The 15781-nt window shown below is 70.6% G+C and carries 15 protein-coding genes; 2 read left to right on the top strand and 13 right to left on the bottom strand.

Translation table 11 applies throughout. The features are described from left to right. The first annotated feature begins 3 nt into the window (after nucleotides 1-3). Entirely contained in the window at nucleotides 4-861 is an 858-nt protein-coding gene (locus SSP08S_RS33625) for a transglutaminase family protein (RefSeq protein ID WP_043259884.1), read from the top strand. 138 nt (nucleotides 862-999) lie between these two features. Here SSP08S_RS33625 and SSP08S_RS33620 read toward each other — a convergent pair whose 3' ends face one another. The 8 genes from SSP08S_RS33620 to SSP08S_RS33575 all read right to left on the bottom strand — a co-directional run bounded on the left by SSP08S_RS33620 (nucleotide 1000) and on the right by SSP08S_RS33575 (nucleotide 8928). Further along, entirely contained in the window at nucleotides 1000-1614 is a 615-nt protein-coding gene (locus SSP08S_RS33620) for a response regulator transcription factor (protein ID WP_019072061.1), read from the bottom strand. Then, a complete protein-coding gene (locus tag SSP08S_RS33615; RefSeq protein ID WP_043259883.1) occupies nucleotides 1611-2819 on the bottom strand; it encodes a sensor histidine kinase in 1209 nt (402 codons plus the stop codon). Before SSP08S_RS33615 ends, SSP08S_RS33620 begins: the two co-directional genes overlap by 4 nt. 5 nt (nucleotides 2820-2824) lie before the next feature. After that, nucleotides 2825-3556: an ABC transporter permease gene (locus tag SSP08S_RS33610; protein ID WP_019072059.1), complete on the bottom strand. Its 732-nt coding sequence runs from the start codon at nucleotides 3554-3556 to the stop codon at nucleotides 2825-2827. Beyond that, nucleotides 3553-4479 carry an ABC transporter ATP-binding protein gene (locus SSP08S_RS33605; protein WP_019072058.1) on the bottom strand — a complete coding sequence of 309 codons (927 nt, stop codon included), beginning with the start codon at nucleotides 4477-4479 and terminating at the stop codon, nucleotides 3553-3555. Before SSP08S_RS33605 ends, SSP08S_RS33610 begins: the two co-directional genes overlap by 4 nt. A 137-nt stretch (nucleotides 4480-4616) precedes the next feature. Beyond that, on the bottom strand, nucleotides 4617-7280 hold the full coding sequence (locus SSP08S_RS61970) for a hypothetical protein (protein ID WP_162473542.1): 2664 nt from the start codon (nucleotides 7278-7280) through the stop codon (nucleotides 4617-4619). A gap of 150 nt (nucleotides 7281-7430) precedes the next feature. Further along, nucleotides 7431-7853: a DUF6113 family protein gene (locus SSP08S_RS33585; RefSeq protein WP_026179059.1), complete on the bottom strand. Its 423-nt coding sequence runs from the start codon at nucleotides 7851-7853 to the stop codon at nucleotides 7431-7433. After that, complete coding sequence (gene mshB / locus SSP08S_RS33580) at nucleotides 7850-8710, bottom strand: N-acetyl-1-D-myo-inositol-2-amino-2-deoxy-alpha-D-glucopyranoside deacetylase (RefSeq protein WP_019072053.1); 861 nt, start codon at nucleotides 8708-8710, stop codon at nucleotides 7850-7852. The genes SSP08S_RS33585 and mshB overlap by 4 nt, the downstream gene beginning before the upstream one ends. 23 nt (nucleotides 8711-8733) lie before the next feature. Continuing rightward, on the bottom strand, nucleotides 8734-8928 hold the full coding sequence (locus SSP08S_RS33575) for a hypothetical protein (RefSeq protein ID WP_019072052.1): 195 nt from the start codon (nucleotides 8926-8928) through the stop codon (nucleotides 8734-8736). 203 nt (nucleotides 8929-9131) lie between these two features. On the opposite strand from SSP08S_RS33575, the gene SSP08S_RS33570 reads away from it, so the two are divergent. Then, the gene (locus SSP08S_RS33570) at nucleotides 9132-11249 is read left to right on the top strand and encodes a S9 family peptidase (protein ID WP_019072051.1); all 2118 of its coding nucleotides are present in this window, start codon (nucleotides 9132-9134) and stop codon (nucleotides 11247-11249) included. Nucleotides 11250-11399: 150 nt separating this feature from the next. Here SSP08S_RS33570 and SSP08S_RS33565 read toward each other — a convergent pair whose 3' ends face one another. The 5 genes from SSP08S_RS33565 to SSP08S_RS33545 form a co-directional block, all read right to left on the bottom strand. Beyond that, complete coding sequence (locus SSP08S_RS33565) at nucleotides 11400-12461, bottom strand: ABC transporter ATP-binding protein (protein ID WP_026179058.1); 1062 nt, start codon at nucleotides 12459-12461, stop codon at nucleotides 11400-11402. Continuing rightward, nucleotides 12454-13428 (bottom strand): ABC transporter ATP-binding protein, encoded by a 975-nt coding sequence (locus SSP08S_RS33560; protein ID WP_026179057.1) that lies wholly within the window; start codon nucleotides 13426-13428, stop codon nucleotides 12454-12456. The genes SSP08S_RS33565 and SSP08S_RS33560 overlap by 8 nt, the downstream gene beginning before the upstream one ends. 216 nt (nucleotides 13429-13644) lie before the next feature. After that, entirely contained in the window at nucleotides 13645-13770 is a 126-nt protein-coding gene (locus tag SSP08S_RS64285; RefSeq protein WP_019072048.1) for a hypothetical protein, read from the bottom strand. Between the two features lie 114 nt (nucleotides 13771-13884). Next, a complete protein-coding gene (locus tag SSP08S_RS33550) occupies nucleotides 13885-14865 on the bottom strand; it encodes an ABC transporter permease (RefSeq protein WP_019072047.1) in 981 nt (326 codons plus the stop codon). Then, nucleotides 14858-15781 carry an ABC transporter permease gene (locus SSP08S_RS33545; RefSeq protein WP_019072046.1) on the bottom strand — a complete coding sequence of 308 codons (924 nt, stop codon included), beginning with the start codon at nucleotides 15779-15781 and terminating at the stop codon, nucleotides 14858-14860. Before SSP08S_RS33545 ends, SSP08S_RS33550 begins: the two co-directional genes overlap by 8 nt.

The following is a 15781-nucleotide window of genomic DNA, read 5'->3' as shown; positions in this document are numbered from 1 at the left end:
GCCATGCCCGTTCCCTGTCCCTCTCCCCCGTCGCCCGAGCGGTCGGCGGAGGTACGTGCCTGGTTCGCCGAGGAGGCGCGGTCCGAGCGGCCCGATCTGGTCACGCTGTGCCTGCTGGTGGGGGCGGTGGCCGACGGGGCGCTGGACGACGCCGGCATCGACGCGGCGCAGGTCGAACTGGACCGGCTGGCCGGGCAGTTGCCGTACCGCCCCGGCGGGCCCTCCGCCTGGGCGAACGCGCTGCACCAGCTCCTCGGCGTCCGCTTCGAGTTCCGGGGTACGCCCGGCGACTACCAGCGGCTGGGGTCCTCGCTGCTGCACGACGTACTGCGGCGGCGGCGCGGGCTGCCCATCCTGTTGTCCGTGGTGTGGATGGAGGTCGCCCGGCGGGCGGGGGCTCCGGTGTACGGGGTCGCGCTGCCGGGGCACTTCGTGGTGGGGTTCGGGCCGGCCGAGGAACAGGTGCTGGCCGATCCGTTCGACGGGGGGCGGGTGTTGTCGGGCGGCGATGCGGAGTTGCTGGTCGCGGGGGCGACGGGAGCTTCGCTGGAGCCTTCGATGCTTGTGCCTGCGGCGCCGCTGGAGGTCGTTTCGCGCGTCCTGAACAACATCCGGGCGTGGGCCGCTGCTCGGCCGGAGCGGTCGGATGTTGCCTTGTGGGCTGTGGAGTTGGCCCTGCTGTTGCCTTCGCATTCGGCTCGGTTGCGGTACGAGCGGGCTCAACTGCTGGTTGAGCGGGGGGATTTCCTCACGGGGGCTGCCGAGTTGGAGGCGTATGCGGAAGTGGTGGCGGTGGTGGATGAACCTGCTGCTGATCGGGTGCGGGGGCAGGCGCGGTCGGCTCGCGCCAGGCTGAACTGACTTTCGCCTGTGCGCCGTTGAGGTGTCGGCTGTTTCGCGGGTGCGGGTGCGGGTGCGTTGTGGCTGGTCGCGCCCACGCGGCGGAGCCGCAAATTGATACAGCCCCGCGCCCCTTGGGGAATCGCTGCTGGCCGGCGGTTACAGCCAGCCCTTCTCCCTCGCGATCCGTACCGCCTCCGCCCTGTTCCTCACCGCCAGTTTCTGGATCGCCGTCGACAGGTAGTTGCGGACCGTCCCCTGCGACAAGTGCAGCGCCTTGGCCAGTTCCGCGTTCGTCGAGCCGTCCGCCGCTGCCCGCAGGACCTCGCGCTCGCGGTCGGTCAGCGGGTTGGCGCCCTCTGCCAGGGCCGCTGCGGCCAGGGTTGGGTCGATGACCCGCTCGCCCGCGAGTACCTTCCGTACCGCTGCCGCGAGTTGGGCGGCCGGGGCGTCCTTCACCAGGAACGCGTCGGCGCCCGCTTCCATCGCGCTGCGGAGGTAGCCGGGGCGGCCGAAGGTCGTCAGGACGACCAGCTTTACGTCGGGGAGTGCCTTGTGGACCTGGGCCGCCGCCTCAATGCCGGTGCAGCCGGGCATCTCGATGTCGAGGAGGGCCACGTCGACGGCGTGTTCCCGGGCCGCCGCCAACACCTCGTCGCCGCGCGCGACTTGGGCGACGACCTCGATGTCGTCCTCCAGGCCGAGCAGTGCGGCCAGTGCCTCGCGGACCATCGACTGGTCCTCGGCGAGGAGGACCTTGATCGTACGGCTCATGCGGGGGATCCTACGTCCGCCGAAGAGACCGGAACGCCTGCGGGCACCCGTGCGACCAGCCGGAAGCCGTGTTTGACGCGGGTCGCCTCCAGGGAACCGCCGACCTTCGCGAGGCGCTCGCTGAGGCCCGTCAGGCCGTTGCCGGGGCCCTTGCCGGAACCGCCCGAGCCGTTGTCCTCGACGGAGAGTTCGAGCATCGGGCCGTCCAGGGTCTGGCGTCGGACCAGTTCGACCACACAGCGCTGGGCTCCGCTGTGCCGTACGACGTTGGTGATCGCCTCGCGCAGGGCCCAGGCGAGGGCGGACTCGCTGACCTCGGGGACGTCGGTGAGGTCCGGTTCGGCGGGGAGGTCGGCCGTGACGCCCGCGGCCGTCAACGCGACCTGGGCACCCGCGAGTTCGCCGGGGAGGCGGGGGCGGCGGTAGCCGGTGACGGCCTCGCGGACGTCCACCAGGGCCTGGCGGCTGACCTGTTCGATGTCGGCGACCTGCTGGGCCGCCTTGTCGGGGTGGTCCGGGAGCATCCGGCCGGCCAGCTCGCTCTTCAGCGTGATGAGGGAGAGGGAGTGGCCCAGCAGGTCGTGCAGGTCCCGGGCCAGGCGCAACCGCTCCTCGTTCGCGGCCAGTTGGGCGACGGTGGCGCGCGCCTTGCGCAACTCGACCGTCGTGCGCACGAGTTGCCGTACGCCCGTCATGGAGTAGCCGACGAGCAGCACCACCAGGAACAGGCCCCAGGCGTCGTCCAGGTCGTGGGCGTGCCAGCCGGTCAGCATCATGGCCGCGGTGGTCAGCGGGATCGTCCAGTACGCGGCGCGCAGCGGGAGGGCCACCCCGCAGGAGACGGACACGTAGACGAAGAGGCCGATCCAGGAGCCGCCGAGGGTGAGGGCCAGGGTGACGGCGAGTGTCCCGAGCAGGGCGACCAGGGCGGCGACGGTCCAGCCGGCGTAGGGGCGGCCCATGGTGCGGAAGACGACGGCCAGGTAGGCCGCGACGAAGGCCGTCCAGCCCACCCAGCCGGCCGCCGTGGCCAGGGTGGTGTGGTGGCCGGACGTCAGGTCGTGCACCGGCGCGCTGAGGAAGACCAGCCACGGCACGACCCACACCAGCTTGCGCATCGCCTCGGAACGGTTGCGGGGCGGCTGGCCGATCCGGACCAGCCGGTCGGCCCGGGCCTCCTCCTCGGACCGCAGGTCTTCCGTCATCGCGCTCACGCCTTCAGCGTGTCCTTCCGGTACAGCCAGGCCGCCCCGCCCGCGAAGAGCGCGAAGTAGACGACGAGGAGGGTGATGTCCTTCGCGTGGGGCGACCGGCTCTGCTCGATGGCCTGCCCCAGGGCAGCGTACGCGTGCGTGGGCAGCCACTTCGCGATGTCCTGGAGCCAGGTCGGGAAGGTCGTGGACGGGAACCACAGGCCGCCGAGGATCGACAGTCCGAAGTAGACGATCATCGTGATCGGGCGGACGGCGTCCCCGGAGGCGAGGTAGCCGATGGCGACCCCTAGCGCGGCGAAGACCAGGCTGCCGGCCCAGATCGCGCCGGTCAGCGCGAGCCACTGCCAGGCCTCCAGCCGTACGTCCTTCAGCACGGCGGCGACGACGAACACGACCACGATGGACGGCAGGCTGACCACGGCGGCGCTGGCGGTCTTGGCGAGGACGTAGCCGCGCCCGGGCAGGGTGGTCAGCCGCAGCTGCCGTACCCAGCCGTTCTCGCGTTCCTTGGCGATGCGCTCGCTGTTGCCCATCAGGACGGCGGTCAGGGCGCCGAAGGAGGCCATGGAGACCATGACGTACTTGGCGATGCTCAGGCCGGTGCCGTCGACCGTGCCCGTCTGGTTGGAGACCAGCAGGAAGATCACCGAGGGGTAGATCACCGAGAAGAACAGGAACTTGCGGTTGCGCAGGGCGCGGGTGAGTTCCAGCTTGATGAGACTGTTCATGACTGCTTGGCCTCCTCGGCGGTGGTGATGGCGACGAAGGCCTGCTCCAGGCCGAGTCCGGCGACTTCGAGGTTGCGGGGGTAGACGCCGAGGCCGTAGAGCGCGTGGACCGTCGCGTCGGCGTCGGTGGACTGAATGCGGATCGTCTGACCGGAGATGTCGACCGAAGTCAGGAACGGGAGCGCGCGGATCGGTGCCTCGTCGATCTCGCCGTCCAGGTCGAAGGCGACCCTGCGGGCGCCCGCCTTCGCCTTGATCTCGGCGGAGGTGCCGTCGGCGAGCAGCCGGCCGCGGTGCAGGACCAGCACGCGGTCCGCGATGGCGTCGGCCTCTTCGAGGTAGTGGGTGGCGAAGAGGACCGTACGGCCCTGGTCGGCCTGTTCGCGCATGGTGGCCCAGAAGGCCTGGCGGGCGGAGACGTCCATGCCGGTGGTCGGTTCGTCGAGGACGATCAGGTCGCTGTCGCCTGCGGTCGCGAGGGCGAAGCGGACGCGCTGGGACTGGCCGCCGGAGAGCTTGTTGACCTTGCGGTCGGCGATCTGGGCGATGCCCGCGCGGGCGATCACATCGGAGACCTTGTACGGCTTCGGGTGCAGGTCGCAGGCCAGCTTGACCAGTTCGCCGACCGTGACCTCGTCCATCAGCCCGCCGCTCTGCAGCATCGCGCCCACCCGGCCGGCGACGATCGCCTCGCGGGGGCTGGTGCCGAAGACGCTGACCGTGCCGCTGTCGGCGTGCTTGAGGCCGAGCAGCAGATCGAGGGTGGTGGACTTGCCCGCCCCGTTCGGCCCCAGCAGGGCCACCGTCTCCCCCGGGTGCAGCGCGAGCGACAGCCCGTCGACGGCCCGGACCTCGCCGTAACTCTTGCTCACCTGGTCGAACCCGACCACCGGGGTGGAGGTGGTCGCCGCTGTTGTCGTCATGCAGCCATCGTGGCCGCCCGGGGCCGGTGCCCGGCAGTGTCGGCGGTCCGGTGTGCCGCATGACAGATGTCATGTCGTACGACCGAGGGGGCACCCGGCGTGTGTGCCGGATGCCCCCTCGGTTCTCAGGGCGTGCGCTAGCTGGGGGTCGTGTCGATGATCCCCACCCGGTCGGTCTTGCTGATCAGGGCCTGGCGCAGGGCGATGTAGACCTCCTGCGGTGTGACGGCCGTCTTCTGGCCGGTGGCGCGGGTGATCTTGACGCCGTCGAAGAGGCCGCCGTAGAGCTCCTTGAGGGCGGCCAGGTCGGGGCTGTCGGTGAGCTTGCCGTTCACGGCCTTCACCCGCAGGAACTTCCAGAGGGAGTTCTTCGGGCTCAGCTGCAGCGAGAGTCCGGTGTCGGTCTTGACCGTGGCGAGGCCGGACATGGCGGGCTCCGCGAAGGCCTTCATCTCGCGGTCGACCTCGGCGTTGTTGACCGTGGGCTGCTTGGTGGTCGTCGGAACCGTCACCGTGGTGGCCGTGTTGGTCTCCACCTCGGTGCGGTACGCCTCCTCCACGGCCGTGACGGAGCCGGCCGCGTCGATGGCCTTGCCCGCCTTGCCGTAGACGGCGACCGCCTTGCCCGACTTGAACTCGATCGTGCCCTCGGTCACCGCACCGGCGCCGGAGCCGCCGCCGAGGTTGGCCAGGGCGGCCTGGAGCTTCTCCTCGTCGGTCGGCATGTCGGGCTGGACGATCCGCTCCTGGCCGAAGAGCGAGCCGATCACGGAGACCGGGTTGTAGTCGCTGGTGGCGGCCTTGCTGACGGTCGAGGCGAAGTCGAACTGCAGCCCCGCCTGGTCCGGCTTCAGCGAGACGGTCTTGCCGCCCACCGACAGCTTCAGCGGCTTGTTCACCCGGTCGCCGAACGCGTCGTCGAGCTTCTTGACCGCGTCGTCACGGGTGCCGCCGCCGATGTCGACGCCGAGCACGGTGGTGCCCTTGGGCACGTCGGTGTGGTTCATCAGCAGCCCGGCGCCGTAGGCACCGCCCGCGATGACGAACACGCCGACGCCGAGCAGGACCAGCTTGCTGCGGCCCTTCTTCTTTTTCTTCGCCGCGCCCTTGCCCGCGTTCTTGGCGGCGGGCGCGCTCTGCGCCGAGCCGGGGTCGGGCAGCTTCGGAGGCGTGTGCGGCAGCGGTCCGTCCGGGTGGGTGCCCGTGCCGAACGGCGCGGTGCCGTTGCCCGGGACGACCGGCATACCGCTGGTGACGGTGTGTCCGGAGACCTGGTCGGCGGGGGCGCCGTAGCCGGGCATGCCGGGCTGGGCGAGCTTCTGCGGGGTGAGGATCGCGGTGTCGTCGCTGAGACCGCCGCCGGGGATCGCGCCGGGGAGACTGGCGCCACCGGCCGTACCGGGGCCGGTGAGACCCATGGCGGGGCCTGCGCCAGGACCGCCGGGTCCCATGCCGGAACCGCCGGGGCCTACGCCTGGACCACCAGGACCACCAGGACCACCAGGGCCGCCGGGACCTCCAGGACCTCCAGGACCGCCCGGGCGCCTGCCGCGCCCGCCGTGTCGGCCGGAAGCCGCGCCGCCCGGACCGCCGGGAGCACCCGGTCCGGCGAGTCCACCGGGACCGCCGGGACCGCCGGCCGTACCCGGGCCGCCCTGGCCGTCGGCATAGCCGCTCAGCGCGCTGGGCGCGCCCGGTGCTCCGCCCATGGAGCCGGGGCCCGGCGGCAGCATCAGGCCGTCGCCGGTGACCGGGCCGCCGGTCGGGCCCGCGGGACCCTCGGGGCCGCCCTGGCCGCCGCGCCCGTTCGGGCCGTTGAAACCGCTGGGTCCACCGGGACCGCCCGGGGCGCCGGGGCCGATGCCCTGGCCGTCGGGCCCGGGGAACTGCTCGATGCGCGCGCCCTGACCGTTGGTCCCGGGGAAACCCTGGCCGTTGGACCCGGGGTAGCCGCCCTGGGCACCCTGACCGTCGGGCCCGGGGTAGCCGCCCTGGCCGTTGGAACCGGGAAGGCCGCCCTGCTCGCCCTGCCCGTTCCCCGAGAAGTACGGCAGCTCGTCGCGGCGCGGTTCGCCGGGGCCGCCGCTGGGACGCGAGCCGTTGCCCATGGAGCCGGCCGCCAGCGCCTCGGTCACGTCGAAGGAGCCGGTGCCGCCGCCGTGCCCGGGGGCAACTGGTCCGCCACCCGTGGCACCGGCGAACCCGGCACCGTTCGTACCGCCGTTCGCGCCGCCCGGCCGGGAAGCGCTCGGCAGACCCATCGCGCCGACCACACCACCGGGCCGGCCGCCGGTCGGCCGTGCGGCCCCGGGCGTCCCCGCAGTCGGAGTGCCGGCACTCGGGGTCCCGGCGGCCGAACCGCCCGGAATTCCCGCGCCGTTGGTGCCGCCACCGCCCTGACCGCCCTTCGCGGGGCCGGACTTGCGTGGCGCGAACCAGTCGCTCGTCTTCTCCTCGGGCGTGGGCAGGGCGAGTTCGGCGGTCGGTTCGACGACGCCCGTGGGCAGCGCGGAACTCGGCAGCTGCGTCTCGGCGGTCGTGGACCCGTCGGCGGACTCGGCGTCAGCGACGGGCGTGCGCACGACGACCGGCGGAATGGGCCGCGACCCGGGGATGTTGATCCGGATCCGGGTCGTCAGCGTCGTCTCGGTCTTGCGTTCCTCCGGCTGCGCGGCCGAACGCCCCGCATCCGTACGGTCGTCGGAAGCCGCGGGCGTCCCGTACGGCGGGGTCCCCGAGGGGTAAGCGGCTCCGCCGCGCCCGTCGGGCCCGGAGGACGGAGTGTCAGTTTCACGACTCAAGGCAGGTTCTCCCGGTTGGCTCCGCCGCCCGACACCCACGGGCGACTCGGCGGCGCGCACCACCATACTGGCCACTTCTTGGCGGTATCCCACGGCCGCTGGGGAAACCCACACCGGACTCGCACGCGCGCGTCACCGCGAAGTGGTACGTCACTTGCCAAGTCGGACGTCAGGGCCGCTTGGTTGCCGCCCCAAACCCAACGTGGCGCAGATCACAGCAACGGCCATCCCACCGAGCAGGAAGAGATAGGAACCGACTCCCGCGCCGAAGAGGAAGTCGCCCTCCGGACGGCTGGCGGTGAGCAGGATGACGGCGACCATCCAGCCGGCCGCGGGCGCCACCGCCCCGCCCCGCCCGTCGGCCGCTCTCGCTCCGCCGAGGAAGAGTCCGCCCGCTCCGGCGAGCGCGAGCAGCAGTCCGCCGGGGAACCAGGCGCCCTGCACCAGCGCCCCGGCCGCCCCGACGACCGCGCCTAGTACGAAGAGCCCGAGGTAGGCCAACACCCGTAGTCCGGACGGCCGTTGCAGTGGCTGGGCGAGCAGGCTTCCGCCGCCCTGGTTGGCGCTTGTCACAGGCCCAGCCCTTCGAAGAGGTCGGTCTCGGGCGCCGGGCCGGCGGCCTCGCCCTTGACCAACTCGTAGTACTCGGTGGTGAGGATCGGCTGCGCGAGGTAGTTGGAGAGCACGAAGTACGGCTCGTCCGGGGCGACTTCGATCTGGGTCGCGTGCGCGCGCATCGCGGCGGTCTTGGCGGCCGCGTATTCGGTGCCGTCGATCGCGGTGGTGATCCGTCCGTCGTCCACGACACCCGGTACGTCGTCCACGGCGGCGGTCTCCCCGAAGGGAAGCTCCGGAAGCGCGTCCCGCAGCCGTGCGAAGCCCTCCTCGACGACGGTCCGGGGTACACGGTTCCAGTAGACCTTGGCGATCGACTGCCCTGCGTCGGCGGCGAGTTCGGCGGCGCGCATGGCGACGCGGTGGGCCTGGATGTGGTCCGGGTGGCCGTAGCCGCCGTCGGGGTCGTAGGTGACGAGGACCTGCGGGCGTACCTCGCGGATCACCTCGACGAGGTGTTCGGCGGCCTCGTCGACGTCGGCCTGCCAGAAGCAGTCGGGGTCGTCGTTGTCGGCGGTGCCCATCATCCCGGAGTCCTGGTAGCGGCCCGCGCCGCCGAGGAGACGGAAGTCACGGACCCCCAGCTCGTCCGTCGCGGCCCCGAGCTCGCCCGCACGGTGTTTCCCGAGCGCGGCACCCGTCAGCTGCCGCAGCGCGGGCGGAATGACCTCGCCGTGTTCACCGAGGGTGCAGGTGACCAGCGTCACCAGGGCACCCTCGGCCGCGTACTTGGCCATGGTCGCGCCGTTGTTGATCGACTCGTCGTCCGGATGCGCGTGCACGAGCAGCAGACGACGGGCGGGCAGTTCCGTCATGTGCCCACCCTAAAGGCGGGCCGTCAGAACTTGATGCTGCCGATCATGCTCGCGATGTTCGTCGTGAGATCGCTGATCGTGGGCGCGACCGTCGACGAGGCCAGATAGAACCCGAGGAGCACACAGACGACCGCGTGCCCGCCCTTCAGCCCTGATTTCTTGACCAGAAGGAAGACGACGATCGCCAGCAGCACCACCGCCGAAATCGAGAGTGCCACGGCGGCTCACCTCCAATGATCCCAGGGACTCGGGGGGGTCGGACTATGGGGGCAATGGATCCATGGCGTGGATCCGTAGAGCAAATCCATACAGCAGCCAGCAGGTTCATACCCACGCAGCGCTAGTGATCATAACTATCCGCGCTCGCGCATCGCTCGGCGCACAGCCGCACAAGGGGGCGCATGGCCAATATGGTCGGGGCATGACGACCGAGACCGACTCCTTCCCCCGACGGCACGCCCGTACCCAGCGGTTCACGCTCGGCGCGCCGCGCGCGTTCACCGTGGCGCCCGATGGTTCGCGGGTCGTGTTCCTGCGCTCCTCCTCCGGGACGGACCGGGCGAACGCGCTGTGGGTCCTCGATCCGGCGGGCGGCGAGGAGCGCGTCGCGGCCGACCCGCGCGCCCTCCTGGGCGGCGCCGCGGAGCACCTCTCGCCCGAGGAGCGGGCGCGCCGCGAGCGCACCCGCGAGGGCGGTGCGGGGATCGTCGGCTACGCCACCGACAGCGAGGCCGAGTTGGCGTCTTTCGCCTTGTCAGGGCGGCTTTTCACGGCCGAGCTGCGGGCCGGCACGGCACGTGAACTCCCCGTCCCCGGGCCGGTGATCGACCCCCGCCCGGCCCCCGACGGACGGCACATCGCCTACGTCACCGAGGGCGCCCTGCGGGTCGTGGGAGCCGAGGGCGAGGACGACCGGGTGCTCGCCGGGCCGGAGTCGGACGAAGTCGCCTATGGACTGGCCGAGTTCATCGCGGCCGAGGAGATGAGCCGTACCCGCGGCTTCTGGTGGTCGCCGGACTCGGACCGGCTGCTGGTCGCCCGCGTGGACGACACGCCGGTGCAGCGCTGGTGGATCGCCGACCCGGCCCACCCGGAGCGCGAGCCGCAGCGGGTCGCGTATCCGGCGGCGGGCACGGCCAACGCGGAGGTACGGCTGTATGTGATCGCGCTGAACGGGGTGCGCACGGAGGTCGTCTGGGACCGGGCGCGGTACCCGTATCTGGCGCGAGTGCACTGGTCAGCGGCGGGTGCGCCGCTGCTGCTCGTGCAGGCGCGGGACCAGCGCAGCCAGCTGTTCCTGGCCGTGGACCCCGACACCGGGGCGACCCGGATGGTGCACGCCGACGAAGATCCAATTTGGCTTGATCTTTTCCCTGGCGTGCCGTGCTGGAGCCCCTCCGGACGGCTCGTGCGGATCGCCGACGAGGGGGGTGCCCGGGTCCTCGCGGTCGGTGAACGCCCGCTCACCGGACCGCAGTTGCACGTCCGCGCGGTGCTGGACGTCTCGGACGACAACGTGCTGGTCGCGGCCTCGGCGGGCGAGTCCGCACCCGCCCCGGAGACCGGCGAGGTGCATGTCTACCGGGTCAACGAACTCGGTCTGGAGCGCGTCTCGCAGGAGCCCGGCGTGCACTCGGCGGTACGCGCCGGGGGCGTGACCGTACTGCTGTCGGCGGTGCCGGACCGGCCGGGCACGCACGTACAGGTGCTGCGCGAGGGCAAGAAGGCGCTGACGATCGCGTCGTACGCCGAAGATCCCGGTATGTCCCCGCGCATCACCTTCACCGAGGGGGGCGCACGCCACATCCCGTGCGCCCTGCTTATGCCACAGGACTACGACGGCGGCAGCCCGCTTCCGGTTTTGCTGGACCCGTACGGCGGTCCGCACGGCCCCCGGGTGGTCGCCGCGCACAACGCGCACCTCACCTCGCAGTGGTTCGCCGACCAGGGTTTCGCGGTGCTCGTCGCCGACGGGCGGGGCACGCCGGGCCGCTCACCGGCCTGGGAGAAGGCCGTCCACCGCGACTTCACGGTCTCCCTCGACGACCAGATCGACGCCCTCCAGGACCTCGCGAAGTCCCACCCCCTCGACCTCTCCCGGGTCGCCATCAGGGGCTGGTCGTACGGCGGTTGGCTCGCGGGGCTCGCCGTGCTGCGCCGCCCGGACGTCTTCCACGCGGGCATCGCGGGCGCCCCGGTCACCGACTGGCGGCTCTACGACACCCACTACACCGAGCGGTACCTCGGCGACCCGGCCAAGGACCCGGAGTCGTACGCGAAGAGCAGCCTGGTGACGGACGACGGCCTGTCAGCACCCGCCGAACCGCACCGCCCGCTGATGGTCGTCCACGGCCTCGCCGACGACAACGTGGTGGTCGCGCACGCCCTGCGGCTCTCCTCGGCCCTGCTGGCCGCCGGCCGCCCGCACGAGGTGCTGCCGCTGTCCGGGGTGACCCACATGACGCCCCAGGAGCAGGTCGCGGAGAATCTGCTGCTGCTTCAAGTGGACTTCCTGAAGCGGGCGTTGGGTCTCGGCTAGGTACGGCAACGGACCGGGGCGACATGGCGCGCCCCGGTCCGTTTACGGCACCCGCACGGCCGTACGTTGTTCAGGTTGACGCGTCCGTATATCGAGATCGGGTCGGCCGAGTTGCCTGCGTGTTAACGCGGTTGATGCCTGTTTGTGCGGTTATTCCGCCCCGTTTCCAAGATCGCCCGGAGTCTCGTCCTTCGGTACGACCGTCTTCTCCTCCGCGAAGTGACAGGCCGAGTCGTGCGCGGCGGGCCCGCTCGCGAGCCGGAACTCGGCCGGTACGGCGAGCAGCGGCACCTCCAGCGAGCAGCGCTCCTGGGCCTTCCAGCAGCGGGTGCGGAAGCGGCAGCCGGACGGGACGTTCGTCGGGGACGGCACGTCGCCGGACAGGATGATCCGCTCCCGGTGCTCGCGCGCGTCCGGGTCGGGCACGGGGACCGCGGACAGCAGCGCCTGGGTGTACGGGTGCGTCGGGTGGTCGTAGATCTCCTCGTCCTTGCCGATCTCCACGATCCGTCCGAGGTACATCACGCCGACCCGGTCCGAGATGTGCCGGACGATCGACAGGTCGTGCGCGATGAAGACGTAGGAGAGGTCGAACTCGTCCTGGAGGCGGTCGAGGAGGTTGATGACCTGGGCCTGGACGGAGACGTCGAGCGCGGAGACGGGTTCGTCGGCGACGATGACCTCGGGGCGGAGGGCCAACCCCCGTGCGATGCCGATGCGTTGGCGCTGGCCGCCGGAGAACTGGTGCGGATAGCGGTTGATGTACTCGGGGTTGAGCCCCACGACATCGAGGAGATCCTGAACCCGCTTGCGCCGGTCGCCTTTGGGCGCCACCTCGGGGTGGATCTCGTACGGCTCTCCGATGATGTCGCCCACCGTCATACGGGGGTTGAGGGAGGTGTACGGGTCCTGGAACACCATCTGGATGTTGCGGCGGGCGGTCTTCAGGGCACGCCCCGACATCTTGCTGATGTCCTCGCCCTTGAACTTGATCGACCCCTCGGTCGGGCGCTCAAGATTGACCAGCATCTTGGCAACAGTTGATTTGCCGCAGCCGGACTCCCCGACGATGCCGAGGGTCTCTCCTCTGTTGAGCGTGAAGTCAACACCGTCAACAGCCTTGACGGCACCGACCTGTTTCTTGAACAGGATGCCCTGGGTCAACGGGTAGTGCTTGACCAGTCCAGTCACTTCAAGGATCGGCTCAACCATTGAGGCACTCCCTCCAGAAGTGACAGGCGCTGCCCCGGTGTTGATCAACCTCGTACAGCTCGGGTTCATCGGTCCGGCACACGTCCTGGGCCATCGGACAGCGGGGGTTGAAGGCGCAGCCGGGCGGGATGTGCATCAGGTTCGGCGGGAGGCCCTTGATGGCGTAGAGCTCCTGGCCCTTCTGGTCCAGGCGCGGGATGGAGTCGAGCAGGCCGCGCGTGTACGGATGTGCCGGGGCCTTGTAGATGTCATGGACGGGGGCCGACTCGACGATCCGTCCCGCGTACATCACGGCGATCTTGTCGGCGACGTCCGCGACGACTCCGAGGTCGTGGGTGATGAGGATGAGCCCCATGTTGAGCTCGCGCTGCAACTCGGCAAGGAGGTCCATGACCTGGGCCTGGACGGTGACGTCGAGGGCGGTGGTGGGTTCGTCGGCGATGATGAGCGCGGGTTCGAGGGCGAGCGCCATCGCGATCATGATGCGCTGGCGCATACCGCCGGAGAACTGGTGCGGGTAGTCCCGGACACGCTCCTTGGCAGCCGGAATCCGCACCCGCTCCATGAGCTCGACGGCCTTGGCGCGCGCGTCCTTCCTCGACATCCCCTTGTGCACGACGAACATCTCGCCGAGCTGATCGCCCACGGAGAGCACGGGGTTGAGCGAGGACAGCGCGTCCTGGAAGATCATCGCCATCTCGGCGCCGCGGACCTTGCGCCGCTCCTCCTCCTTGAACTTGAGGAGGTCCTTCCCCCGGAACAGAATCTCCCCGCCGGTGATCTTCCCCGGCGGCACATCGAGAATCCCCATGACAGCCTGCGCGGTCACGGACTTCCCGGACCCCGACTCCCCCAGCACGGCAAGGGTCTCCCCCTCGTCCACGCTGTAGTTGACCCCGTTGACGGCCTTGGCGACCCCGTCCCTGGTCCTGAACTCCACGTGCAGATCCCGCACTTCGAGCAGCATGACGCCGGTCACCTCACCTTCGGATCAGAAGCGCCGCACACCGCGCCGCCGAACACACCGAACCCGGCCCCGACTTGGACCGGCCCGACCGGAGCACACCAGGCGCCCGACGCGAACGGCACAACCGGGCCCGTCACCCCGCCGACGGCCCGCACCCGACCCCTTGCGAGAACCCGACACCACCACACACCACGCACGTCCAGCGTCAGCACGCCGTCACCTCGACTTCGGGTCGCGGGCGCCGCACACCACGCCGCCGGGCAGGAAGAACGCGAACGCGGGGATCACCGGACGCATGTCGATACGGCCCTGCCAGGAAAGGCCGTCGCGCAGCCGCCGCACCGTCGTGGCTGGTCGCGCAGTTCCCCGCGCCCCTCTGGGGCGCTGCCCAACCGCCCGACCGAACTGACGGCCCGCCCGCGCCCGCAAACCGCCCGTAGCTCTTCCGCACACCCCTCACCTCAGCTTCGGGTCAAGGGCGTCGCGCACCGCGTCGCCCAGCATGATGAACGCGAGGACCGTGATCGCGAGGGCTCCGGCCGGCCAGAGGAGCATGTGGGGGGCGTTGCGGATGTAGGCGGAGGCCGAGGAGATGTCGATGCCCCAGCTGACCGTGGGGGGCTTCAGGCCCACGCCGAGGTAGGACAGGGTCGCCTCCAGGGAGATGTACGTGCCGAGCGCGATGGTGGCCACGACGATCACCGGGGCGACCGCGTTCGGGGTGATGTGCCGTAGCAGGAGGCGGGAGTTGGAGGCGCCGAGGGCCCGCGCTGCCTGGACGTAGTCGTTCTGTTTGGCGGTGATGACCGAGCCGCGCGCGATGCGGGAGATCTGCGGCCAGCCGAGCAGCACCATGAAGCCGATGACCGGCCAGACCGTGTTGCTGGTGACCACGGAGAGCAGGACCAGGCCGCCGAGGACGACGGGGATCGCGAAGAAGATGTCGGTGAGGCGGGACAGGATCGAGTCCCAGATGCCGCCGAAGAAGCCGGCCAGTCCGCCCAGCACCGAGCCGAAGATCGCGACGCCGAGTGTGGCGAGGACGCCGACCGTCACCGACGTACGGGTGCCGTAGACCGTGCGGGTGTAGACGTCGCAGCCCTGGCCGTCGTAGCCGAAGGGATGGCCGGGCTGGGAGCCCTCCTGGGCCTTTGCGAGATTGCACTTGAGGGGGTTGCCGGAGGCGATCAGGGACGGCCAGAGGGAGATGACGATCAGGAAGAGGATGACCAGCGCGGAGATGATGAAGACGGGGTTGCGGCGGAGGTCGCGCCAGGCGTCGGACCAGAGGCTGCGGGGCTTCTCCTGGGGGCCCGTGCCTTCCGGGCCGCCGGGTGTTTTCTCCAGGGTCTCCGCCTCGCTCGTGGCGAGGTCCATCGCGCCGCCCATGCCGGTGCCGGCGATGGCGCGCTCCGGTTCGAACGGCTGCTCAGGCATAGCGGATCCTCGGGTCGAGTACGGCGTACAGGAGGTCGACCAGCAGGTTGGCGACCAGGAAGACGAGGACGAGGACCGTCACGAAGCCGACCACGGTCTGCGTGTTCTGCCGGACGATCCCCTGGTAGAGCTGGAAGCCGACGCCGTGGATGTTGAAGATCCGTTCGGTGACGATCGCGCCGCCCATCAGGGCGCCGATGTCGGTGCCGATGAAGGTGACCACGGGGATGAGCGAGTTGCGGAGGAGGTGACGGATGATCACCCGGCGTCTTGGCAGGCCCTTCGCGACAGCTGTACGGACGTAGTCGGAGCGGCGGTTCTCCGCGATGGACGTCCGGGTCAGCCGGGTCACGTACGCGAGGGAGACCGAGGCCAGGACCAGGCCCGGCACGATCAGTTCGCTGAAGGTCGCGTCCGTGGACACCGACGGCTTGATCCAGCCCCACTCGACACCCAGCAGCAGTTGCAGCAGCAGACCGGTGACGAAGGTCGGGATGGAGATGACGATGAGGGTGAGCAGCAGCACGCTGGTGTCGATCGGGCGGCCGCGCCGGAGGCCGGTGACGACCCCGAGCGCGATGCCCACGACGACCTCGATGACGATCGCCACGACGGTCAGCCGGATGGTGACGGGGAACGCGGTCGCCATCAGCTCGGTGACCTTCTGGCCGTTGAACGCCGTACCGAAGTCACCGGTGAAGACGTTCCCCATGTAGGTCAGGTACTGCTGCCACACGGGCTTGTCGAGGCCGAACTCCTTCTTGAGCTGGGCGGCCGTCGCCGGGTCGCACTGCCGGTCGCCGCACAGACCCGCGATGGGGTCGCCCATCACGTTGACCATCAGGAAGATCAACAGGGTGGCGCCGATGAAGACCGGGACCATCTGCAGCAGCCGCCGGACGACGTACCGTCCCAT

The sequence above is a fragment of the Streptomyces hokutonensis genome (assembly GCF_000376565.1).
Lineage (GTDB): Bacteria > Actinomycetota > Actinomycetes > Streptomycetales > Streptomycetaceae > Streptomyces > Streptomyces hokutonensis.
The sequence above is the reverse complement of the archived record's forward strand: the minus strand, read 5'-3'. Positions and strand labels throughout refer to the sequence as shown.

What these genes read in the sequence shown, in the direction of transcription:
- SSP08S_RS33625 (WP_043259884.1), top strand. Translation starts at nt 4, where the DNA reads ATGCCCGTTCCCTGTCCCTCTCCCCCGTCGCCCGAGCGGTCGGCGGAG.
- SSP08S_RS33620 (WP_019072061.1), bottom strand. Translation starts at nt 1,614, where the DNA reads ATGAGCCGTACGATCAAGGTCCTCCTCGCCGAGGACCAGTCGATGGTC.
- SSP08S_RS33615 (WP_043259883.1), bottom strand. Translation starts at nt 2,819, where the DNA reads ATGACGGAAGACCTGCGGTCCGAGGAGGAGGCCCGGGCCGACCGGCTG.
- SSP08S_RS33610 (WP_019072059.1), bottom strand. Translation starts at nt 3,556, where the DNA reads ATGAACAGTCTCATCAAGCTGGAACTCACCCGCGCCCTGCGCAACCGC.
- SSP08S_RS33605 (WP_019072058.1), bottom strand. Translation starts at nt 4,479, where the DNA reads ATGACGACAACAGCGGCGACCACCTCCACCCCGGTGGTCGGGTTCGAC.
- mshB (WP_019072053.1), bottom strand. Translation starts at nt 8,710, where the DNA reads ATGACGGAACTGCCCGCCCGTCGTCTGCTGCTCGTGCACGCGCATCCG.
- SSP08S_RS33570 (WP_019072051.1), top strand. Translation starts at nt 9,132, where the DNA reads ATGACGACCGAGACCGACTCCTTCCCCCGACGGCACGCCCGTACCCAG.
- SSP08S_RS33565 (WP_026179058.1), bottom strand. Translation starts at nt 12,461, where the DNA reads ATGGTTGAGCCGATCCTTGAAGTGACTGGACTGGTCAAGCACTACCCG.
- SSP08S_RS33560 (WP_026179057.1), bottom strand. Translation starts at nt 13,428, where the DNA reads ATGCTGCTCGAAGTGCGGGATCTGCACGTGGAGTTCAGGACCAGGGAC.
- SSP08S_RS33550 (WP_019072047.1), bottom strand. Translation starts at nt 14,865, where the DNA reads ATGCCTGAGCAGCCGTTCGAACCGGAGCGCGCCATCGCCGGCACCGGC.
- SSP08S_RS33545 (WP_019072046.1), bottom strand. Translation starts at nt 15,781, where the DNA reads ATGGGACGGTACGTCGTCCGGCGGCTGCTGCAGATGGTCCCGGTCTTC.